This is a genomic window from uncultured Sneathiella sp. (assembly GCF_963976355.1).
Lineage (GTDB): Bacteria > Pseudomonadota > Alphaproteobacteria > Sneathiellales > Sneathiellaceae > Sneathiella.
The window spans coordinates 1-20249 of record NZ_CAXBKA010000004.1 but is presented as its reverse complement, the minus strand read 5'-3'; the positions used below and the strand labels follow the sequence as shown (position 1 = coordinate 20249).

Genomic DNA, 20249 nt, shown 5'->3' with positions numbered 1-20249 from the left:
AGGCGCCAGAGCAACATATGACCGAAAAAGCAAGGCGCTTTGGATTCCTTCTCACTGATCAATCCAGCATGATTTGTTTCAGCAGCGCCATTGAGCCCTTGCGCTCCGCCAACCGGATGAGTGGCCGTCATCTTTATGACTGGAACATCCTCACCATGGATGGATTAAGCGTTCAAACCAGCAACGGTATCAGCATTCTGCCGGACATGGCGCTCGCGGATGCCGCCTGTCTGGATATCCTGTTTGTATGCGGTGGGATCGGGACGGACAAGATCAAGGATGAGCATTTATTTGCAGAGCTTCGCCGGATTGTGCAACATGGCACCGAGATCGGCGCCCTCAGCACGGGCGCGTTCGTCCTGGCGGCGGCCGGATTACTGGACGGATATCGTTGTACCATTCACTGGGAAGGAGCAATAAGTCTAAAGGAGAGCTATCCCAAGGTCATTCTCACGGGCAGCATCTTTGAAATAGACCGGAATCGTTACACCTGTGCCGGGGGTACGTCAGCGATCGATCTGCTGCTGCATATAATATCGGAAGCGCATGGCGACAAGCTGGCCTATGACATCTCTCTGCAATTCATGCATGACCGCATCCGCAGCCATAGCGACAAACAGCAGGTTGTGCGGAAACTTCAGCTTGCAGCGAAATCCCAGAAACTTCTGACCATCGTTGAAATCATGGAGCAGAATATCGAGGAACCGCTCTCCCCCGAGCAACTTGCGTCAATGGTAGGGATATCCATCCGGCAGGTGGAGCGGCTGTTCCGTCAGCATACCGGACGATCCCCGGCCCGCTATTATATGGAGATGCGGCTAGAGCATGCCCGGTTGCTTCTGCTTCAGACCAGCATGTCGATCACCGAAATTTATGTGGCGTCCGGCTTTTCCACCCATTCGCACTTCGCCAAAAGCTATCGTGAATATTATGGTCTCAGTCCCAGCCGCGAGCGCAAGCCTGTCTTCCCGCTGGCGGTGTAAACGCTTCTTTGCGGGTCTTGGGGGCTAAATCGGTTGTTTTCCCCATTCAAGACGGTTAGAAAGCAGGAAGTGCGGCGTTGGCCGCTTCACGCCCTGTTCCGGACGCTGTGAATTTTTGAGGTTGATATGCAATCAAAATCCGCCGACGCCATCGCTCAATTCCAGGAGGAAGTAGCGCAGACAGTCAAATCCTATGGTCAGGAAACCGCATGGAAGAATCTGTCCCACGAATGGCTGACCGAAGCGCTGGCCAAGCGTTACGTCTATAATTTTTCATCTCTGGGACGCCCGATTATCCAGCTGCCGACAGACATGGTGGCCTTTCAGGAGATCGTCTGGGATGTGAAGCCGGACCTGATCATCGAAACCGGCATTGCCCATGGCGGCTCCCTCATTCAGAGCGCGGCAATGCTGGCAATGCTGGACTACTGCGATGCGGTCGAGGCGGGGACGGTGCTGGACCCGAAGTCGCCGAAGCGGCGGGTTCTGGGGGTTGATATCGATATCCGCGCCCATAATCGCGCGGCAATCGAGGCGCATCCGATGTCGAGCCGGATTGACATGATCCAGGGATCCTCCATCGATCCGAAAATCGTCGATCAGGTGAAAGCAGCCGCGGCGTCCAGCTCGCGCATTCTGGTCAGCCTGGACAGCAATCACACGCATGACCATGTCCTCGCGGAGCTGGAGGCATATGCCCCGCTGACCAGCAAGGGAAGCTATTGTCTGGTATTCGATACGATCGTTGAAGACATGGCGGAGGATTTCTATCCCGATCGCCCCTGGCATCCCGGAAACAGCCCGAAAAGTGCAGTCTTCGAATATCTCAAAAAGCTGGAGGGAGGCGAGGTTTTCGCCGTTGATGGTGACCCGTTGCATTTTGAGAACGACCAAATGCTGCAGGACAAGTTGATGTTCTCAGTGACGCCGGACGGTTTTCTGAAAAGGGTCTAAGGCGCATATTTCGGATAGCTGGGGAAGTCCCATGAAAATCAGTATTGTTGTTCCGACAAGAAATCGCGCGGAATTTCTGAAATATTGTCTGGAGACCTGCCTTGCGTCAGATGATCCGGACATTGAAGTTGTTGTCAGCGATAATAACAGCGTTGATGACACCCGCACTGTCGTTGCCGAGTCTAAAGACCAAAGACTGATATATATCAATCCGGGTGTTGACCTCAGCATGCGGCAGAACTTTGAATTTGCATTGTCCCATGCAACAGGGGACTATGTGATCTTCATTGGCGATGACGATGGTGTGGTGCCGAACGGGATAGCGACCTTGCGTTATCTTATCGGCAAATTTTCTCCAGACATTATTACATGGCGGCACATCACCTATATCTGGCCTCATAGTGAACCCGAACCCACGGAGGGTCTGCTCAAGTTTCGATATCGTGATTTTTGTGGACCCGTCTATGAGCTGGATCCGAAACAAATCCTCGCGGATTTTTATCGCGCCCGGATAACGAGTTATCGTGACGGCGCGAACATATATCACGGCTGCGTTTCGCGTGCCGTGATAGACAAAATCAAGGCGAGGGGCGGCGAATATTTTCAAGGGCAGATTCCGGATGTGAACACGGCATTGTCAAACCTGACAGCCGCGTCGAGCCTGCTCTGGGTCCGCAACCCCGTGACAATTGCCGGTGCCGGACAGAAAAGTAACGGAACGGCCATGAATGCGCCGATCAAGGTCACCAAAAGTCAGGAGAAAATTGCGGACAGCTTCGCAGAACTGGCTCAGACAGATAAAGTAACGCCTGAAATTGACCTCAGAATTCGTTCAATTCCGGCGTATGTCTACGCCAATCTGATGCGTATCAACCGTGATCATCTGGACGGCCGGTATGATATTGATCATACCGCCTGGCGGGATGTGATTGTGCGTGATATGCGCAAGTTCATCAAAAAGAATAGATGCTGGCCAGTTCTGGAGGATTTCTTCGCGCAATCTGATCCCGATTATGTACGGCTGGAACTTTCTGACCCTCCCGAACTACAGGATGACGTGGACACGATCGCCAATCCCACGACGTCCAAGAAAAAGCGGCAATCACTTATTAGCGCAAAAGACAGGGAGAATGTTGCGAGCGTTGTCCGCTGGATTCAATCCGTTACCGGAAAGCCCTACTTTCCACCCACGAACAGATTTCTGGCGTTCATAGTTCAACTGATCAAATCCGTTGAAATGCGATCCAATGTAAAAGCGCTGAGTGGGCCCGGAAAATGACTGGAAGTGAGGGGACGATCTCATGAAAAAGAACAACCGTCTTTTGAATGCTGCCTATCTCGCCGTTGACGGAATTGTTGGCAATATGCTGCCACGACGTAAGCCCCATATCCTTATTGCCTGTATGCCGAAATCCGCGTCGACATTTTTGGCGAGCGCTATTTCCGAATTGCCGGGCTTTCGCCGGTGCCGCCTGACGCCGGACTGGGGTGCGCGAGAACAGGAACTATGTGCAATCCGGTTGTCTCGCTATAACCACAATGCCTATGTTTCACAGCATCATTTGCGCAACAGCGGTTGGACGCAGGGCCTGATCCAGCAATATAATCTGACGTCGGTTGTGCTCGTGCGCAATCTTGCGGACTGCGCTATCAGCATCCGGGATCACTTCCAGAAAGAACCGGGCGAGGGGCCGACGGCGTTTTTTGATGAGTCTCATCTCGCCATGTCAAACAGCGACTTTGAAGAAGCAATCGTAAGTCTGGCAATTCCTTGGTACCTTAATTTTTATGCAGGATGGAAGGCGGCGGGCGACGTTCCCATTTATGATTTTGATGACTACACTGGCGATCCGGTGCGTGTAATGCGTGAAATTCTCGCGCGGGCCTCCGTCAAGATTTCGGAGAGTGAAGCCGTTGCGGCGCTTGATCAGGTGCAGAAAACCAAAACAAGGTTTAATGTCGGGGAAACGGGACGCGGGAAATTACTTTCGGATGCTGCCAAAGACTCATTGTCGCGGCTTTTGGATCATTACCCGAAATATCAGGACGATCCCCTTTTCGTCAAAACCAGACAGACCATCGCAGCATCTGCAGACAGCTGACAGCGCCTACTTTTTGAGATAGGTTTCAAGACCTTCGGATAGAGTCAAAGGTGCCTTCGAGGTCCATAAGGAGGCCATCCGCTCATTGTTTCCCTTTAGACTGCTCTCGATTTTGCAACCATCGAGTATTTCCTGAATAGCGACGGCCAGCGATGGCTTTTCACGCAGCTTTGCACATTCCAGTGCGATCTCATGCGGCAGAGAGGCGGTGCCGGAGCAGATATTGATGGTACCTGCCGCCTCCGAGGCGGCGAGCCGTTCAAATGCTCTTGCCACATCAGAGACATGGATCATATCGACAGCGCGGTTTGGTGTCTGTATCTGCGGTATTCGACCTTTCGAAATCTCGCGGAAGATATAAGAGATGAGCTTGCTGTCATCCTCATCCGGTCCATAGGGAAAGAAAATCCGTGCCCAGACAAGCGGGATATCCCTCGCGATTACCTCGGCAAGACCCTTGAAGGCGAGTTTGGACGCGGAATAAAAGGTTGTTGCGTTGAGCGGGGACGTTTCTTCGTCCAGCAGGCTGTTCTCCCACTTATACTCGGCGCAGCTACCCGCAAGGACGGCCTTTTCTCCCCCATGCCTTACAAAGGCATCGAGCAACATTGCGCTGGAGGAAACCCAACGGAAATTTTCGCGGGAATACCAGAATTTGCCCGGCGTTGCCTCCCATGCCAGATGAATAAGGTGGCTGGGTTGCCTCGATTTCAGTAAGGTTTCGACGGCCTCAGGATCATGCAGGTCAAGCGCGATATGCTCATGATTTTCATGAGGTGAGAAGTCGTTATGGGTATTGCGCGATACGGTGATGACGCGCCAGCCTTCGTCAAGCAGGGTTCGGGTGACATGTTGTCCGATGAAGCCCTTTGCACCAGTGAGGAGGCAAAGTCTCATGCCAGCGCCTCGGAGAGTGGTTCCAGCGCATCATCGCGGGCGGAAATCACCTGCGGTTTTGCGGGCCAATCAATGGCAATGTCCGGATCATTCCATTGAAAACCCCTGTCATGGCCCGGCGTATAGGCCGGATACATCTGGTAGGATACTTCACTGTCCGCCTCAAGGGTGAGGAATCCATGGGCGCAGCCTGCGGGAATGAAAAGCTCACATCCATTTTGGCGGCTGAGATTGACGCCAATCCATTTTTTGAAGGTGGGGGAATCTGGCCTGATATCCACAGCAACATCATAGATGGCTCCGGCGCTGCACCGCACCAGTTTCGTCTCTTCAAACGGCGCCGCGTGAAAATGCATTCCACGCAATGTATGTTTGGTTTTGTTGTAGGAAACATTGCTTTGTACGGGAAGAAAATCAATCCCATGGTCCGCAAATTCCTGCTGGCAGTAACTGCGGGCGAAATATCCGCGTTCATCCTCAATAAAAGCGGGTTCGATCAGATAGGCCCCCTGAATTTCCGTTTCCGTGAAAATCATGAGAATACCTTGAGCTCAGGAATGGGAATGACAAACTGCCCGCCCCAATCTTTGATTGCCGCCATATCGGAAGTTATTTCATCGGCGAGATTCCAGGGCAGGATCAGGACATAATCCGGTTTTGCGTCCCATATTTTATCCGGTGCGAAAACCGGGATATGACTGCCCGGCAGCAGGGTTCCTTGTTTCTCAGGGTTGCGATCAACAACAAAATCAATCAGCTCAGTGTTGATAGTACAATAATTAAGAAGCGTATTCCCCTTCGCCGCGGCACCATAGGCGGCAACTTTCTTATCCTCTGCCTTCGCCTTGGTCAGAAAGGTAACCAGGTCATCGCGGATTTTCTCAACTCGGGGTGTGAAATTCTGATAGGCGGCCAGACTGTTCAGGCCGGCCGTTTCTTCTTTTTCTCGAAGCGCTTTCAACCGGGAAGTTTCCTCAAAGTCACTGGCATCTTGATGGCAGGCATAAACCCGCAAGGATCCGCCATGGGTCGACAGTTCCTCCACATCGAAAACCTTCAATCCATGCGCGGCGAGGATTTTCTCAACCGTCAACAGCGAGAGGTAAGAATAATGCTCATGGTAAATGGTATCAAACTGCACCTTCTCGATCAGGTTCAGAAGATGCGGAAATTCAATCGTAAAAACACCGTCGCGGGCGAGCAGGATTGGTACGCCACCAATAAAATCGTTGATATCCGGAACATGGGCCATGACATTGTTGGCCACCATCAGATCCGCCTGATGTCCGTCATGCGCTAGCCGTTTCGCAGTTTCAACGCTGAAGAAGGCAACTTCCGTTCGCGCGCCAACTTCCTCTGCCGCCTTAGCGACATTGGCAGCAGGCTCGATCCCGAGAACGGGCACTTTCCTGTCCACAAAATGTTTCAGCAGATAGCCGTCATTGCTGGCAATCTCGACAACAAGAGAGCGCCCATCAAGACTCAACTGGTCGATCAACTTTTGGGCATAGGCATGGGCATGCGCAACCCAACTGCTTGAGTAGGAGGAAAAATAGGCATAGTCCGAGAAAATATCTTCCGCGGGCACCACATCTTCAACCTGGACAAGGAAGCAATGGGTGCAAACCCGGGCATGAAGCGGATATGATTTCTCGGCGGGAATATCCCGCTCCTCATGAAGATAGCTGTTCGCAAGCGGCGTCATGCCCAAATCAACAAATGTCTGGGTCAGGTCATGACGACAGAAGCGGCAGGTGAGAGAACTCGTCATTTATGGGCCTCATATTCTTCGATCTGCGACAGGGTAAAGGCATAGATATCGGTATCAGAGCGATAGGCTTTGTACCAGTCCACGGTTTTTGACAATGTCTCTGAGGGGCGCCATTTTGCTTGCCACCCCAGTATCTCCCGGGCGAGGGACGCATCAAGAGCAAGCTGCATTTTTTCAGGTGGCGGCGCTTCGTCGGTGAGTGACCAGTCTCCCTCAATACCGAATGCCTTCTGGACGTTACGGGCAATCTCGCCCACTGTAATGGTCTCGCCGTCCTGTGGTCCGAAGTTGAGAGCTTTCGGCAGCTCCGTACCGCCGTCGCCCGCCAGCGCCTGCAAATAGACGAGATAGCCTGAAACGGATTCCAGGACATGCTGCCACGGGCGCGTGGCGCCGGGGAAGCGAAGTGTTACGCTTTTGCCGTTCCTTGCGGCGCGCCAGATATCCGGGATAAGACGATCTTCGGAGAAGTCTCCGCCGCCGATCACATTTCCCGCGCGGGCCGTGGCAATGCGCGGTGTATCGCCCGGGAAAAGACTCTTCGCGTAGGATGCCGTGGCTATCTCGCAGGCCGCCTTTGAGGCGGAGTAGGGATCATCGCCGCCGAGCGGATCGGTCTCCTGAAAGGCGCGTCCGTCTTCAATATTCCGATAAACCTTATCACTCGTTATGATCAGGGCCGCCTTGAGATCCGGCAATTCGCGCATGGCTTCAAGCAGGTTGATCGTGCCCGTTACATTCGTCTCGAACGTCAGCCTCGGCTCCCTGTAGGAGCGACGAACGAGTGCCTGCGCAGCCATATGCAGGATAATTTCTGGATTGCTTTGGCGGACCTCCGTTTCCATAGCCTCTGCATTCCGTATATCCACGAAACAGGAGTCGATCTGCAGCCTGTCCGCAAGGCTGCGATAGAGAGAGAACTCGTCGTCCGGCGGCAGAGACAGGCCCGTCACCTTGGCTCCCATTTTGCTGAGCCATAAGGCGGCCCACGCGCCTTTGAAGCCTGTGTGGCCCGTCAGCAAGACCCGTCGGTCTTTCCAGAATTCCGGCTGAACAGCGGCGTGGGTCATCATCCGGTCCCTGATTTCAATCCCATACCCGCCAGGGCGCCTTGCCACTCGCCCAGAGCTGTTCCAGCTGGTTCTTTTCCCGCAACGTATCCATCGGTTGCCAGAAACCGCTATGACGGTAGGCAGAAAGCTGTCCATCCGCGGCCAGCCCGGTAAGGGGTTCACGCTCCCACGGAATATCATCGCCTGAAATGCGGGAGAGGACAGAAGGTTCAAGTACAAAAAAGCCGCCGTTGATCAGGCCGTTGTCGCCCGCCGGCTTTTCGACAAATTCTTTTACCGCGCCGTCTTTGATGATAGTTGCCCCAAACCGGCCGGGCGGTGCGACAGCCGTCAGAGTGGCTTCGCGTCCTTTGGACTTGTGGTAGGCAATAAGCTTTGTAATATCCACATCGGCGACGCCATCCCCGTAGGTCATGCAAAAGCTCTCATCGGGATCAAGGTAGCCCGCAACCCGTTTCAACCGCCCACCGGTCATTGTGGCTTCTCCGGTTTCGACCAGGGTAACGCGCCAGGGCTCCGCTTTTGCCCTGTGATAGGTTATCTCGTTACTCTCCAGATCGAAGGTAACGTCGGATCGGTGCAGGAAGTAATTGGCGAAATACTCCTTGATCACATAGCTACGATACCCAAGACAGATGATAAAATCACGGATACCATGGTGGGAATAAATCTTCATGATATGCCACAGGATCGGGTGTTCGCCGATTTCGATCATTGGCTTCGGCTTGAGGTGGGATTCTTCCGAAATGCGGGTGCCGAGTCCTCCGGCCAAGATTACTGCTTTCAACGATATCCCCTTGTATTTCCGCGTTGACGTCATCTTAAGCAAGCGGCGTTCTGTTGGTAAGTCTTATTTCAATATCGCGTGCCGGTGTCAAGTTGCGCCCTTTGCATGTTTTAAGATGATTTTACGGAAAACGGCCTTATGCTGGGCCTTCGTATAAAAATAATAAAGCAGTTGTGATGAAACAGGAAAAGAGCGGTCTTGCTGCGTTGGAAAGACAGATCCGACGAGAGTTGAAATATCTAAACTATCCGACGGAAAACTGGGTCAAACCTGTCACCGGACCAAAGGGAGAAAAAGTTCTCGATGTGGCTGTTATTGGCGGCGGTATGTGCGGTATGGCCGTCGCGTTCGGTCTCACGCGGGAGGGAATTTCGAATTTCCGCATTTTCGATGCCGGTGACGAAGGGTGTGAGGGGCCATGGGTGACAACAGCGCGGATGAGGACATTGCGATCCCCAAAACGCCTGCCCGGCCCGCATATGGGTCTCCCATCGCTCACATTTCAGTCATGGTATCGCACGCAGGTGGACGATGACACCTGGGAAGCGCTGGGCCATATCCCCCGCGAGACATGGATGGAGTATCTTCGGTGGTATCGCCATGTGCTGGATATTCCCATTGAGAACAACAGCACTTTAAAAAAAATAATACCTGAGAGCGGACAGTTGCGACTGCGGTTTTCGGGCCCGGAAGGGGAGTTCGACGTTCTTGCCCGGCAGCTTGTTCTGGCGACGGGGCGGGCAGCGTTTGGTGGCGTTCGGGTGCCGGATGTTTTCAAGGAAGTGCCGAAGGAATTGTTCGCCCATACAGAGGAAGTGATCGATTTCGCCGCCTTGAAAGGGAAGAATGTTCTGGTGGTGGGAGGGGCGGCATCAGCCGTAGATAATGCGGCGGTCGCTCTCGAGAACGGTGCGCGCGAGGTGCATCTTCTGATGCGGTCCGAAACCATCCCGCGGCTGAATAAATTCAAGAGCATCGCTTATGCCGGGTTTTTGCGTGGGTATTATTTTCTGGAAGACGAGATGCGCTGGCGGTTCCTTCATCATGGGCTGGGTGCGCGCGTTGCCGCCCCGAGACGATCTATGCTGCGCTTAAAGCAGTATCTGAATTTTCATATCCATACAGGTTCCGGTATCAGGAATGTCAAAGTCGAGGGGCGGAGCGTCACGCTTGAGACAGATAGTGAGGCGTTTACAGGAGATTTCGTCATTCTCGGGACTGGGTATGCGATCGATATAAAGCAGCAGCCGGAACTCGCTGATTTTGCGGATCAGATATTGCTCTGGCAGGATTGCTTTACACCGCCGGCAGACTGTCCCAGCGAAGAGCTGGGCCGTTTTCCCTATCTAGGGCCGGGCTTCGAGTTTCTTGAAAAAGAAGCAGGAACGGCGCCGCATCTTGGTCAGATACATCTATTCAATGCGGCAACGACACTCAGCCATGCAGCCGTCAGCAGTGATATACCGGGCGTCAATGTCGGTGCGGATCGTCTCTTGAATGCGCTGTCCATCCAGTTCTTCAGGGAAGGCGCCGATGCGCATCTGGAAGATCTATATGCCTATGACGATCCGGAGCTGCTCGGAGATGAATGGCGGGAGGAGGAATCCGCCACCCGCCATGTTTAGCGTGGATCCCCTCAATCCATTACGCTCGGCGCTAATGATGCTTGGAGCCTGTTCCTTGATTGCGGCAACAACGATCCTCGCAAAGGCTCTCGGAACCGGCCTTTTGGGGGAGCCGTTGCATCCGCTCCAGGTCAGTGCCGGGCGGTTCATTTTCGGCTTTAGCGGACTCCTATGCGCATCGGCGTTCCTGCGACCGAAGATTGAGGCGCCGGCGATCAGCCTTCATTTTGGCCGGTCATTTTTCGGATGGGCAGGAGTCAGCCTGATGTTTGCGGCTGTCGTACAGATCCCGTTATCCGACGCGACGGCCATCAGCTTCCTGAACCCCGTTTTCGGCATGTTGCTGGCCATTCCCCTGCTTGGCGAGAAGGTCGGGCCAATCCGGTGGAGCGCTGTTTTCATCGCTTTTATCGGGGCGCTGATCTTGCTACGACCGGGCACGACGGCTTTTGATCCCGCGGCCTTTATTGCGCTGATGGCAGCCTTTTGCATGGGCGTGGAAGTTATCCTGATTAAAAAGCTGACGGGCCGCGAACCACCGCTTCAGATTCTGTTGATCAATAACGGCATCGGTGCCGCTATCGCCTGTACGGCTGCGAGTTTTGTCTGGGCGGCCCCGACAGCCCTGCAATGGGCGGCGCTGGTCTCGATCGGCCTTGTGATGATTTCGGCGCAGTCCCTGTTTATCCAGTCTATGCGAAGCGGTGATGCTAGCTTTGCTCTGCCTTTTTCCTATTCCACCCTGATATTTGCGACAATTTACGATTTCTGGATATTTGGGGCGATCCCGGGATGGGTCAGCGTTCTGGGGGCGGTTGTCATCCTCTCCGGCGCCCTGTTGCTGGGCTGGCGGGAAATTGTTCGTGGCCGGGAGCAGATAATAAAATAGCGTAACGTCAACGTGTTGGCGTCATTCTATCGTATAGGACGCCGGGAAATTGAACTCCAGTGAGTCGGAGGTAATATCCGCCGGGAATGAGTCAAATGGCACGGAACGTTCCACCATGCGAAGGGCGGCCTTGTCCAGCACGGGATGGCCGGAGGAGCTCACAATACGAAGGCCGTTAATCTGCCCGTCGCGTTGAATGGTGAATGAGAAGGTGACAACCCCTTCCATTCGGAAGCGTTTCGCCAGCTTGGGATAGAATTTATTTTGCAGCAATCGGTCACGAACCTTGCCACGGTAGTTGCTGGTATCGGCATCTCCGCCTTCGGTGATCTTCTGACCGCCGCTGCCGGTAATCATATTTTCTTGCCCTTGAGTTGAGGCCAAGGTGCCACCGCGACTTAGCTCCGCCTCGCTGGCCGTGGGTGAAATTTGCTCAGCTTCGGTGGCTTCCTTTATAGGTTCCTGTACTGGCTGAGGCACCTTCTCAACGGGTTGAGGGGTTGCTTTTACAGGTTCAATCGGCTTTCCTTCTATCGTTTTTTTGACTTCTTTCTTTTCCATAGGTGGCACGGGTGGGCGCTTTTCAATCTGCTTGGGGACAATGGCATTTTTAGCAGTCACCTTCGGTGCGATTTCAGGTGTTAGAGGTTGCTGGCCCAACGGTACTGGCGTCAATCTTTTGTCCGTCTCGACAGCTTCATAAGAGCGAGGTTCAACGGGAGAGACAGCTGCCGGACTGGCGTCAATCAGACTGCCTATATGCAGCGCCACACCGCCGGCTGATCGTTCCAACTGCAGATCCGGCACTTTTGGCGCCCAGACCGCCGCCAGTGCGATATGGACGACGAGCGACAGCAGGAGAAATAGCACAACTTGTGCCCCGACTTTCATGAGGAGGATCCCCTGACGGTAATTAGCCGGATATTCTGATGCCCGGCCGCACGGAGATTTTCAAGAAACCCTATAAGCTGTGCAGCATTCAGGGATTTATCCGCAATGACCTTGACGGGTTCAGAATTCTCCGTCGCCGGGAGCATTTCCAGGACCTCTTCCAAGGACATCTGCTTACCGAGGTAATTGATCTCACCCGTCTTTAAGATCTGTATCACATCTGATTTTGAAGGTGCGGCGGGCATATCGCTCGTTTCCGCCGGCAGCAGTTCACTCGAAATAGGTGTCGCGATGGTTCCTGCGATCAGGAAAAAGATCAGCATCAGAAAGACGATGTTGATTAGTGGAATGGTATTCTCCGTATTGCTGAAAATCCTTTTGCGGGGCGTGAGTTTCATAATCTATTGCGCAAGAGAGACGGACGTAAGCTCCGTTGATTGAAGCATTTCAAGCGTATCGACCAGAAGCTGCACAGGAACCTCTCCCCTTGGTCGCAAGAGGGCGTGCTCTATACCCCGGGCTTGAAATTCCGTGATCGTGACGGTCAGATCCGCCGCCGCTACCGGCTCTCCGTTCAGTGATATGGTACCGTCCGCATTCAAATGGACAAGCAGGATGGTCTCAGATGCCGGGGCATCGACGCCTGCCGCGGCGACGGACAAGTCAAATCCCGAATAACGAAGGAAGGTCGACGTTAGCATGAAAAAGAGCAACAGCAGGAAAATCACGTCGATAAGCGACGTAAGTCCGATAATGCTTTTCCTGCGGGGCGTCACATGAAGTCGCATTGCTGTCCTGTCATCCCGTTGTTGTCGCTTTCGCGGTCCACAGAGCGGGCTTTTCCGCGCCGGAGGTAATTTCCCCTGTGAGGACAGAGGTTGCCATATCCTCAATCGCCAATACTTCCCGATCAACTATGGAATCGAACCAGGTCGCCAGCAGGGAGGAGGGGATGGCAATTGCGAGACCCACGGCGGTTGTCAAAAGCGCGACCCAGATGCCGCCCGCAAGAATGGCCGGGTCCACCGTTGCGCCCGCGCTTTGTAACGCCTGAAAGGCGTCGATCATCCCGAGAACGGTCCCGAAAAGGCCAAGGAGGGGCGCCACCTGTCCCACGGTTTCCATGATGCGAATGCCGAAGCGCGCCCGCGCGACTTCGCGGGACGCAACGCGATCGATATCCTCCCGGATCAAGTCGTCCTTGTCCGGATGATAGAGCATTCCGCGCATGGCATGAGTGAGCGCCCTGGCGAGCGGGCCACGCTGCGTCGATATCAGGCCGATGGCTTCCACTTCCTGCTTGCCTTGCCAGAGTTTAAGAGCCTGTTGGGCGACGTCGTGCCGCCCGATACCAAGACTGAGAAAAGACCATCCCTTGAAAAAGGCCGTCGCAAGGGAAATGACTGACAGCAGCAGCAGGATGGCGACAACCGGTCCACCTTTTTCAAGTAATGAGAGAATCTGGTCAAACATGGGATGGTCCATCTTCGTTATGACAGTCGATTATAGGCCAAGTTTAATGTCAATGCGACTGGACGGACGAATGGCATCGAGACATTGCGCCGCCGTCATATCATTTATCTGGCAGTCGGACACGTCATTGATCAGAATGGTGCCGATATCTGCGCAGGTAATGTCGGGAAGATCATACTGCAATATCCGCCGTTTCCCCTGTGTCAGACGCCCCGTGCTGATAAGCAGGAAATCCTGCGTCATCTGGGCTTTATCCATAATTGCCACTTCCATGGCGACGTCCGATATGGTTCCGGCAAGGGTGTTGTGAAACAGGAAGCTTACGCGACATCCGCTTTCCACCTGCTGCGCATTGTTCAACTCCAGCATCAGTTCCTGTTTTGCCTCTTGTGCCTCGGCACTTTGGCAGAATGCGACAAGCCCTAAAACAGGGAACAAGTGGCGTAATTTTCTCGTTAAGTTTAACATTATTTCTCCAGAGCAATTTATAGATGTCCGTAAATGGGGGATACTTTGGCCCTCGCCGTATTCAGCGAGCCTACCGGATCCCCAACTCGAACAATTCCTAACTCGGGCTTCAACTCCATAAACACGAGGGATAACGCTGCTGTCAAGGCTTCGGCTTGCACACTCACCATGAAAGCACTCGATATGTTTGAACTGGAATTCTGTCGCTAATCAATGATCTTGATAGTGGGATGCCTTGAAAGGGTTCCGCGGTGGAAGCTTGCCTGGATCAAAAATCTTGAACGGTATGACGTGATTGAAGTGTGGTAGGCGGAAACTGTCAAAAGAGAAAAATGGAAGAGGCTTTATATCCCCTTCCGCTCAAATGCGGCAATCAACCATACAGAAATGAGAAAATCTGGCTAGTTGCCAAAGCAAGAGGTCGGGAGGACCAACTTGCAAAAAAGACTGAATCACGCTTGTTAAACACGATATCATCCGGGAATTCGTGTTTGATCCGATCCATCCCATGCACTTTCAATACGTCTGTACCGATAGCTAAATTTCTGACTATTAAAATAAGGAGTTACGGGGGGTGAATGAGCAGATTTTACGTCTTTTATCATTGAAAGCCGGGTCAAAACATGGTCGTCCGCAACGGGATTGCCGACGTGTTCCCAATAGCGGTTTCCGGATTGCCTGCGTAGGATTACGGTGGAAGGATTCACCTGATTATTTGGTGTTTAGTCATATGCTTACAGGCAATTCCGACAATGGACTAGTATGTGGGTTATGGGATCTGCTGCTGAAGGCCGTAAATGACATCGTGGATATTCCCTGTTTTCAAAAACGGAAGCCAGAAGTACAAAAAGGCTGATATGGAAACACTCCATATCAGCCAGAATAAAACATTGAAATCTGTTCGTATGCCGAGCGCCTAAGCCAAGGAATTTGTCCTAAATCGGAATACGACGCAGTGTCGTTGTAAATTTGCGCCAATTATGCAGATCCCAGGTTCTCGCAAAAGAATTGCTGTTCCAGGGAATAAGTCCTCCGCTGGAAAAGGCATATGGTTGATTTAACTGCATTCTGGGCGCGGTACCGGGCATTATCGTCAGTTTCTGACCGTCTTTCGAATACACGAAAAGCGGACTGTTATAGATGACGTTGGGTTCTTCCGAATTTGCCCGGTAGTTGGGTTGCGTATATTGTACTGTCCCGTCAAACGGCACAGTGCTGTATTGCCTTGTGGGAATATAGGTATATAGATATCTGAACCCTCTTTGAAATGGAGAGAAGATCGTTCTCCGTGTGAGGGCTTCTGAAAAAACTAGTTCGTTTAGCTGGGTAACTTGCGGCATATTTGGCAACATGCTGTACCAAAAGGTGCCTGCAACATTTTGCGGAATAGGAATGTATATTCTTTCCAGCGATTTGTTGAGATTAAATCTTTTTTGCATCAATGGATAGCCAGCGGTGCCAAGTACTTTATTGTCGGAAATATTTAATATTTTCAGGTTGTCGTTTCCTTCCAGAAAGAATTTGTCCAACTGCTTTAGCGCATCCAGGGAAAAATTATTCCCAGCCAAAGATAAATACAGAGCCGGATACTTATTTCCGAGGGCCTTGGCAAGCAGCTCTACCTGTTCATCGCTCAGTTGCGCGCCATTGAAGGACAGTTTCCTCAAGGGGAGTTTGGCGATTGTATCAAACAATTTATTGTCTGGAATTTTATTGTGGACTTTTAAATCCTTTAAAGTGGAAATGGATGTAAGGGCCGTCATGTTATCAGCAATAGCTTCCTGTGACGTTGAGTTCTTGATTGCGTCGAAGTCTATTGTTAGATCCGTTATAGATTTGTTCTTCTGAGTGTTTTTCAGAAGCTCCAGAAAGGCCTTTGAAATTTCTTCCGACTGCCCGCCAATATCCGATGTGTTAATATTTCTGAGATCAAAGATTTTCATATTTTTATGCGTTGCAATCTGCTTTGTAAGTTCCGCCAGAAACGCATTTGACAATTTTTCAGAATTTGGAGAATACTGATTTCTATTCCATGTCAGCCAATCACCCCAGGAAAACTTGTTCATATACTTAATTGAAATCTTCAGATAGGCCTCATTGTTGGTTCGTCCTACATTGAAGACAACCTGATCAAGGATGAGGGGATGTTTATCAGCGATAACTTTTATCAGTCCTGCAAAAAGATCGGGATTTTGAGGTCCAATATTTTGCACTGCTGTTTGCAATGCATATGATTGATCGAGATTTATGTAATAGAGTGAGTTCGACGGTAAGTTTTGAGAAGAATTCTTTTTCATCATCCGCAGGACGTGATCGGATACATCTCTGATGTTAACGGAATAGAGAAGCTCCACCCATCGCAAGTTATCGCTTTCCGATAGTTTTTCTTCGTAATAGGCAGAATTAAGTATTTTCGGATCTTTCCCCATATCGATAAACAAATCCCGGGCGAGATGAGGCTGAGCGACTGTGTTCACAAAAAAATGGCCGTCATGAAATCCCCATTCGAGAGTGATCGTGGGCATATCAAAGGTGACACGGCCGTATTTGCCGCTGGGCCCCAACTCTTCTTTAGCGGAAGCAAGCGGATCAATTGCTTTGGCAACGTCATCCCAGGATTTGGGTTTTTTGAGTGCCTTTTGGAATAATAGCCGCTGGACAGCCTTGAACATATTTGGTGCCCCCGTCCGCATTTCGCCATACCCGGGCCATTTGTAACGGACGCCCCATAATCGCGCCTGAAGACTTCCCCATTCATCTCGCGCTTCCTGTGAGTCCTGGCTGGGCCGGGTGTTGTATTTTGTAAAAAACGCGACGACCGGATTGCTAGCCCCCAGTTTTCTTAAGGCCTCGGTATCGTAATGGACAACAAACTTGCTTTTTTCAACGTCAACAAAGTTGAAGGCGATGAAGGTTCTTAAGGACGCGCCGCAGCAATCTGGCCAGTTCGAGGAAGTTGTCCCATAAGATATTGGCGCTTGAGAGGCGGGAGTTGCCATAAGGCTTTTTGCAACCATTTCGGAATATCGGTTGTTGTCCAGGCTGAATTTTGCGGCAACTAGATCCTGACGATTCCAACTGTCATCCAACCAGCCCAGTTTGTTCTGAGGAAGCATTTCGATCTTCGGATCATACTTTTGCAGACGGGTCTCTACGGCAGCATAGAAATTCCAGAAATCCTCCTCGTTTGTTGATGACAGCCACAGATATGCAAGCAATACCCGAATTCTGATGAGATTGGGTGGTCCTTCGAAAATATTCAGCGTGCTGTTGATACTTCTTCTGAGGTCATTTCCCAGCAACGCCCAAAGCATTTCAGGATCAACAGTCGCCCAGTCCTGAATTTTGGCAACGTCATCCGCTTTCTTTGGATTGAATGCATAATTCACGATATCCGCATTTTCTCTGACCTCTGCGATACCAAGATCTTTGTTTTTCTCCAGGGCTTCTTTTGCCAGGATGTATCGCCGCTGATGTTCACCTAGTTTTCTTCTAAACTCCTCATCCCGCAGAACAAATTTGATTGCGAGAGCCTTTTTCTTGTTGTCCAGAGATATGTTTCCGCGATCTTCTTTGCGCAGGCTGTTTTTTTTATCCGCAATCAGATATTCGGCGAGCAGGGTGCCGAGCATTTGTGGGGAGAGATAGGCCGAAAGCTTGTTGGGCAAGGTGCTGATCTGCACGGGCTCAGGATTGAGGGGATCATATCTTCGAAATAGGGCTTTCAGACCGCTTTGAAGCGAAGACCCCTGATCTCCTTCAATGCTGAATTCCATATATGTTTTGAGACGATCGGAAAATGGGATGCCAAGTATGGCATTTAGGACGCTGAGGTTAACTGTTTCATTTGCCATATTGGTGAATGTTTTCCCATCAAGATTCATATCGAGGGATTTTATTCTGGAAAATTCGATTTTTGCCAGACTTGTCCCTGCGAGAAAAAAAGAAAGACATATCACTATGGCCGAGGCGGTGATTTTACTTAGAAGTTTCATTTTCCGCCTCCCATTTTTTAATTTTCTGCCGCAGCAAATCGGTAATATCAATGACATCCTCGTCCGCGGATATATTCTCAGAACCTTCTTCAATAGAATCCAGGTTCTCCTCAGTCATGATGTCATTCAGGCTTTTCTGTATGGCTGCGTCCAATGCCAGAATTCGATTCTTATAGGCGCGATCTATAGTTGCCTTTCCCCGAATCCATTGGCTGGTCAGCTCAATCTCGGTTTGGGTGATTTGTTCCGATAATTCTTGGCGGTAGGATTCGGATAGATCGGAGCTCACAACCTGATTTCTGATGTCATCAAGCCCGGAATACTCGGCCATTATTTTATTTTGAAGTTGGCCGATTTCATTCTGATAATCTTGAATGTCCTGTATGTCGCTTATTGCTGCGTTATAATCCAGCTGACCTGTTTTTGCGAATGCATTCAAGGTAAATAAAAAAAACGATACAAATAAAATAATAGTTATTTTCATTATTATCTCCATAATATATAATTTTATGTAATATAATATTTAATTGTATTTTTTTAATTTTAAATATTTTTTTAATATTTGTATTTATTTATTTTTATTTCTAACTACGAGTGATACTTTCGATGTCCGGCGCAAAATATCTCGCGCAGACTTTCAGAAACTAATTCGGGCGGATTTATATTGGAGAGGGGGTGCAAACGGCTTTTAGAGGGCCGGTGGGTGCTGGAAAAGGCATGCCATACATTGCATACTAGATAAGCCCTCGGAAACGATATGTTTCCAAGGGCTTATGTGGTGCCGCCACCAGGAGTCGAACCCGGGACCTGATGATTACAAATCAACTGCTCTACCAGCTGAGCTATAGCGGCCTACGGTGCCGCGCAAAATAGTCAGCTTGCCGGGCTTCGACAAGTAAAAAAATAAGTTTTTTTCCGGCGGGGGATCCTGGGTGGATTCCGGTGGATGATCAGGCGCCTGGCGTTCGGCGTGCCAGCTCGTAAAAAGTGATCGCGGCGGCATTCGACACGTTGAGGCTCTCGATGCGGGAGCTGATCGGCAATTTTGCAAGAAGATCGCATTTCTGGGCGGTCAGCGGGCGCAGGCCCTTTCCTTCCGCGCCGAGGACGATGGCAATCTTTTGAAAGCTCTTTGCGGCATCCTCAAGTTTCTGTGTTGCATGACCGTCCAGGCCGATTCGCCAAAACCCGTCCTCCGCCAGCTGATCGAGCGCGCGGGATAAATTTCCGACACGGATGATCGGTACCATTTCGAGGGCGCCGGAGGCTGCCTTTGCCAAAACGCCTGTGACCGGCGGAGAGTGACGGTTAGGCACGATCAGGGCGCTGATATTAAAGGCAGCGGCAGACCGCAGAATGGCGCCGACATTCTGTGGGTCTGTCACCTGATCGAGAACGGCAACGACAATCGACTCGGAAGAAGCGGCATCCGGCAAGTCCGCAAGCGATAGCTCGGGCAAAGGAGCGGGCAGGAGGGCAATTCCCTGATGAATGGCGTTTTCGGGGAGCAAATCGCTGATCACGTCCTTGTCAATGACTTCTGGAGCGATCCTCTCTTCAATTCCTCCCCGCGTGTCGATATCCAGCGCCTCGAGCTTGGCCTTTGTGATGACAAGTCGGCGAAGCTTGCGGGCGGGATTGGCAAGCGCCGCCATGACGGCATGATCGCCATAAAGCCAGTTGTCCTGTGAACTTGCGGCTTTCCCCTGGCGGTTTGAACGCGGGTTCTTGCGGCCGGATGTTGCCGGATCCTTCTGCGGTTTGCTGTTCCGCCTGTTTGCTGGCTTGCTTCTTGACATGGCGTTGCTTATATTGCCCTTCGTATCTTGCAACAAGTCACCATTTCCAATGCAGCCGAAAAAAATTGGACAAATCGGTCAGATTTGCTCTTTTTCGGTTGACTTTATTTGGGAATTTTCGATAGTGCCGGTCACCTTCGGCACGCGCCGGGGGCTTGATGCATGTGCGGAGGGGTGCCTGAGTGGTTAAAAGGGACGGACTGTAAATCCGTTGGCTATGCCTACGTTGGTTCAAATCCAACTCCCTCCACCATCTGCATGCTGAAATATATAAGATGTCACGGAGCTGACATCGACTGATGCGTGACAAGGCGGGTGTAGCTCAATGGTAGAGCAGCAGCCTTCCAAGCTGAATACGAGGGTTCGATTCCCTTCACCCGCTCCATGCGCTGGTCAGCGCGTTATAAATAGGCCAGGAAATTGTGAATGCCGGAAAGTAGTTTTTCGGTGTTTTCGGGCTGTGTAATTTATTGCTTCGGGACGACGGAAAATGGCCAAAGAGAAATTTGATCGTAGTAAGCCGCATGTTAATATTGGGACGA

20 protein-coding genes and 3 tRNA genes are annotated in these 20249 nt (G+C 51.4%); 9 read left to right on the top strand and 14 right to left on the bottom strand.

Annotation, left to right across the window (positions count from 1 at the left end; all coding sequences use genetic code 11):
- Positions 1–17 precede the first annotated feature (17 nt).
- The 4 genes from AAC599_RS10350 (at position 18) to AAC599_RS10335 (ending at position 4039) form a co-directional block, all read left to right on the top strand.
- Positions 18–983: a GlxA family transcriptional regulator gene (locus AAC599_RS10350; RefSeq protein ID WP_340150320.1), complete on the top strand. Its 966-nt coding sequence runs from the start codon at positions 18–20 to the stop codon at positions 981–983.
- 126 nt (positions 984–1109) lie between these two features.
- Positions 1110–1937 carry a cephalosporin hydroxylase family protein gene (locus tag AAC599_RS10345; RefSeq protein WP_340150319.1) on the top strand — a complete coding sequence of 276 codons (828 nt, stop codon included), beginning with the start codon at positions 1110–1112 and terminating at the stop codon, positions 1935–1937.
- 31 nt (positions 1938–1968) lie between these two features.
- Positions 1969–3216 (top strand): glycosyltransferase, encoded by a 1248-nt coding sequence (locus tag AAC599_RS10340; RefSeq protein WP_340150318.1) that lies wholly within the window; start codon positions 1969–1971, stop codon positions 3214–3216.
- A gap of 22 nt (positions 3217–3238) precedes the next feature.
- The gene (locus AAC599_RS10335) at positions 3239–4039 is read left to right on the top strand and encodes a hypothetical protein (RefSeq protein ID WP_340150317.1); all 801 of its coding nucleotides are present in this window, start codon (positions 3239–3241) and stop codon (positions 4037–4039) included.
- A 6-nt stretch (positions 4040–4045) separates the two neighbouring features.
- Here AAC599_RS10335 and AAC599_RS10330 read toward each other — a convergent pair whose 3' ends face one another.
- Genes AAC599_RS10330 through rfbF form a run of 5 tightly spaced genes read right to left on the bottom strand, consistent with a single transcriptional unit; the run spans position 4046 to position 8567 of the window.
- Entirely contained in the window at positions 4046–4936 is an 891-nt protein-coding gene (locus AAC599_RS10330) for an NAD(P)-dependent oxidoreductase (RefSeq protein ID WP_340150316.1), read from the bottom strand.
- Positions 4933–5472, bottom strand: coding sequence for a dTDP-4-dehydrorhamnose 3,5-epimerase (gene rfbC / locus AAC599_RS10325; protein ID WP_340150315.1), 540 nt, complete (start codon positions 5470–5472; stop codon positions 4933–4935). Before rfbC ends, AAC599_RS10330 begins: the two co-directional genes overlap by 4 nt.
- A complete protein-coding gene (locus tag AAC599_RS10320; protein ID WP_340150314.1) occupies positions 5469–6707 on the bottom strand; it encodes a class I SAM-dependent methyltransferase in 1239 nt (412 codons plus the stop codon). Before AAC599_RS10320 ends, rfbC begins: the two co-directional genes overlap by 4 nt.
- On the bottom strand, positions 6704–7825 hold the full coding sequence (rfbG, locus tag AAC599_RS10315; RefSeq protein ID WP_340150313.1) for a CDP-glucose 4,6-dehydratase: 1122 nt from the start codon (positions 7823–7825) through the stop codon (positions 6704–6706). The genes AAC599_RS10320 and rfbG overlap by 4 nt, the downstream gene beginning before the upstream one ends.
- The gene (rfbF, locus tag AAC599_RS10310; protein ID WP_340150312.1) at positions 7794–8567 is read right to left on the bottom strand and encodes a glucose-1-phosphate cytidylyltransferase; all 774 of its coding nucleotides are present in this window, start codon (positions 8565–8567) and stop codon (positions 7794–7796) included. Before rfbF ends, rfbG begins: the two co-directional genes overlap by 32 nt.
- A 176-nt stretch (positions 8568–8743) precedes the next feature.
- Between rfbF and AAC599_RS10305 the strand changes: the two genes are divergently transcribed.
- Positions 8744–10192 (top strand): NAD(P)/FAD-dependent oxidoreductase, encoded by a 1449-nt coding sequence (locus AAC599_RS10305; protein ID WP_340150311.1) that lies wholly within the window; start codon positions 8744–8746, stop codon positions 10190–10192.
- Positions 10185–11081 carry a DMT family transporter gene (locus AAC599_RS10300; RefSeq protein WP_340150310.1) on the top strand — a complete coding sequence of 299 codons (897 nt, stop codon included), beginning with the start codon at positions 10185–10187 and terminating at the stop codon, positions 11079–11081. The genes AAC599_RS10305 and AAC599_RS10300 overlap by 8 nt, the downstream gene beginning before the upstream one ends.
- 21 nt (positions 11082–11102) lie before the next feature.
- Here AAC599_RS10300 and AAC599_RS10295 read toward each other — a convergent pair whose 3' ends face one another.
- From AAC599_RS10295 to AAC599_RS10275, 5 genes are read right to left on the bottom strand one after another with little or no spacing between them, the layout of a single operon-like run.
- On the bottom strand, positions 11103–11972 hold the full coding sequence (locus tag AAC599_RS10295; RefSeq protein ID WP_340150309.1) for a TonB family protein: 870 nt from the start codon (positions 11970–11972) through the stop codon (positions 11103–11105).
- On the bottom strand, positions 11969–12370 hold the full coding sequence (locus AAC599_RS10290) for a biopolymer transporter ExbD (RefSeq protein ID WP_340150308.1): 402 nt from the start codon (positions 12368–12370) through the stop codon (positions 11969–11971). The genes AAC599_RS10295 and AAC599_RS10290 overlap by 4 nt, the downstream gene beginning before the upstream one ends.
- Positions 12371–12373: 3 nt before the next feature.
- The gene (locus AAC599_RS10285; RefSeq protein WP_340150307.1) at positions 12374–12760 is read right to left on the bottom strand and encodes a biopolymer transporter ExbD; all 387 of its coding nucleotides are present in this window, start codon (positions 12758–12760) and stop codon (positions 12374–12376) included.
- Positions 12761–12770: 10 nt separating this feature from the next.
- Positions 12771–13445: a MotA/TolQ/ExbB proton channel family protein gene (locus tag AAC599_RS10280; RefSeq protein ID WP_340150306.1), complete on the bottom strand. Its 675-nt coding sequence runs from the start codon at positions 13443–13445 to the stop codon at positions 12771–12773.
- Between the two features lie 30 nt (positions 13446–13475).
- A complete protein-coding gene (locus AAC599_RS10275) occupies positions 13476–13913 on the bottom strand; it encodes a hypothetical protein (RefSeq protein ID WP_340150305.1) in 438 nt (145 codons plus the stop codon).
- Between the two features lie 574 nt (positions 13914–14487).
- Between AAC599_RS10275 and AAC599_RS10270 the strand changes: the two genes are divergently transcribed.
- A complete protein-coding gene (locus AAC599_RS10270; RefSeq protein ID WP_340150304.1) occupies positions 14488–14769 on the top strand; it encodes a hypothetical protein in 282 nt (93 codons plus the stop codon).
- A 79-nt stretch (positions 14770–14848) separates the two neighbouring features.
- Here the strand turns inward: AAC599_RS10270 and AAC599_RS10265 are convergent, their stop codons facing one another.
- The 4 genes from AAC599_RS10265 to rlmB form a co-directional block, all read right to left on the bottom strand.
- Positions 14849–17908 (bottom strand): hypothetical protein, encoded by a 3060-nt coding sequence (locus AAC599_RS10265; protein ID WP_340150303.1) that lies wholly within the window; start codon positions 17906–17908, stop codon positions 14849–14851.
- Positions 17892–18392, bottom strand: coding sequence for a hypothetical protein (locus AAC599_RS10260; RefSeq protein ID WP_340150302.1), 501 nt, complete (start codon positions 18390–18392; stop codon positions 17892–17894). The genes AAC599_RS10265 and AAC599_RS10260 overlap by 17 nt, the downstream gene beginning before the upstream one ends.
- A 292-nt stretch (positions 18393–18684) precedes the next feature.
- Positions 18685–18760 (bottom strand) — tRNA-Thr (locus tag AAC599_RS10255).
- 98 nt (positions 18761–18858) lie between these two features.
- Positions 18859–19707: a 23S rRNA (guanosine(2251)-2'-O)-methyltransferase RlmB gene (gene rlmB, locus AAC599_RS10250; protein WP_340150301.1), complete on the bottom strand. Its 849-nt coding sequence runs from the start codon at positions 19705–19707 to the stop codon at positions 18859–18861.
- A gap of 168 nt (positions 19708–19875) precedes the next feature.
- Here rlmB and AAC599_RS10245 point away from each other — a divergent pair.
- Positions 19876–19960, top strand: a tRNA-Tyr gene (locus tag AAC599_RS10245).
- 58 nt (positions 19961–20018) lie between these two features.
- Positions 20019–20092: transfer RNA gene (locus AAC599_RS10240), tRNA-Gly, on the top strand.
- Positions 20093–20249 lie beyond the last annotated feature (157 nt).

Coding starts and splice junctions, on each gene's coding strand:
- AAC599_RS10350 (WP_340150320.1), top strand. CDS start 18: ATGACCGAAAAAGCAAGGCGCTTTGGATTCCTTCTCACTGATCAATCC.
- AAC599_RS10345 (WP_340150319.1), top strand. CDS start 1,110: ATGCAATCAAAATCCGCCGACGCCATCGCTCAATTCCAGGAGGAAGTA.
- AAC599_RS10340 (WP_340150318.1), top strand. CDS start 1,969: ATGAAAATCAGTATTGTTGTTCCGACAAGAAATCGCGCGGAATTTCTG.
- AAC599_RS10335 (WP_340150317.1), top strand. CDS start 3,239: ATGAAAAAGAACAACCGTCTTTTGAATGCTGCCTATCTCGCCGTTGAC.
- AAC599_RS10330 (WP_340150316.1), bottom strand. CDS start 4,936: ATGAGACTTTGCCTCCTCACTGGTGCAAAGGGCTTCATCGGACAACAT.
- rfbC (WP_340150315.1), bottom strand. CDS start 5,472: ATGATTTTCACGGAAACGGAAATTCAGGGGGCCTATCTGATCGAACCC.
- AAC599_RS10320 (WP_340150314.1), bottom strand. CDS start 6,707: ATGACGAGTTCTCTCACCTGCCGCTTCTGTCGTCATGACCTGACCCAG.
- AAC599_RS10305 (WP_340150311.1), top strand. CDS start 8,744: ATGAAACAGGAAAAGAGCGGTCTTGCTGCGTTGGAAAGACAGATCCGA.
- AAC599_RS10300 (WP_340150310.1), top strand. CDS start 10,185: ATGTTTAGCGTGGATCCCCTCAATCCATTACGCTCGGCGCTAATGATG.
- AAC599_RS10295 (WP_340150309.1), bottom strand. CDS start 11,972: ATGAAAGTCGGGGCACAAGTTGTGCTATTTCTCCTGCTGTCGCTCGTC.
- AAC599_RS10290 (WP_340150308.1), bottom strand. CDS start 12,370: ATGAAACTCACGCCCCGCAAAAGGATTTTCAGCAATACGGAGAATACC.
- AAC599_RS10285 (WP_340150307.1), bottom strand. CDS start 12,760: ATGCGACTTCATGTGACGCCCCGCAGGAAAAGCATTATCGGACTTACG.
- AAC599_RS10280 (WP_340150306.1), bottom strand. CDS start 13,445: ATGTTTGACCAGATTCTCTCATTACTTGAAAAAGGTGGACCGGTTGTC.
- AAC599_RS10275 (WP_340150305.1), bottom strand. CDS start 13,913: ATGTTAAACTTAACGAGAAAATTACGCCACTTGTTCCCTGTTTTAGGG.
- AAC599_RS10265 (WP_340150303.1), bottom strand. CDS start 17,908: ATGAAACTTCTAAGTAAAATCACCGCCTCGGCCATAGTGATATGTCTT.
- AAC599_RS10260 (WP_340150302.1), bottom strand. CDS start 18,392: ATGAAAATAACTATTATTTTATTTGTATCGTTTTTTTTATTTACCTTG.
- rlmB (WP_340150301.1), bottom strand. CDS start 19,707: ATGTCAAGAAGCAAGCCAGCAAACAGGCGGAACAGCAAACCGCAGAAG.